Below are 582 nucleotides of genomic sequence, written 5' to 3'. Positions count from 1 at the left end.
TTCCCCGCCCCGCCCAGCGCCGAGCTGCACATCCACCTCGAGGGCACGATCGAGCCCGAGCACATCGTCGAGATGGCGCGCCGCAACGGGGTCGCCCTGCCCACCGAGGATCTCGACGCCCTCCGCGCGCGGTACTCCTTCACCGACCTCGCGTCGTTCCTGGAGCTGCACTACTCGAACCTCACCGTGCTGAAGACGGAGCGGGACTTCTTCGAGCTCGCGACCGGCTACCTCGACCGGGCGCAGAAGGCGAACGTCCGCCGCGCCGAGATCTTCTTCGACCCGCAGACGCACCTCGGCAACGGCGTCGCGCTCGACACCGTGATGAGCGGGATCACCCGTGCGCTCGGTCGGAGCGAGGAGACCCACGGGATCTCGACGGACCTGATCATGTGCTTCCTCCGCGACCTGGGCGCCGACGCGGCCGACGAGATGCTGACGGCGATCCTCCCCTGGCGCGAGCACATCATCGGCGTCGGGCTCGACTCGAACGAGGTGGGCTTCGGCCCGGAGCTGTTCGTCGACGTCTACGCGCGCGCCGCGGCGGAGGGACTGCGCCTGGTCGCGCACGCCGGCGAGGAG

Annotated in this window: 1 protein-coding gene; it reads left to right on the top strand. The window is 70.3% G+C overall.

Annotation, left to right across the window (positions count from 1 at the left end; genetic code table 11):
• The coding region (locus tag C5C27_RS17630; protein WP_374952943.1) for an adenosine deaminase at positions 1–582 on the top strand (582 nt) is incomplete at both ends.

The sequence above is a fragment of the Rathayibacter sp. AY2B7 genome (assembly GCF_002931635.1).
Classification (GTDB): Bacteria; Actinomycetota; Actinomycetes; order Actinomycetales; family Microbacteriaceae; genus Rathayibacter.
Note: the sequence above shows the minus strand (reverse complement) of the source record. Positions and strands in the feature narration are given on the sequence as shown.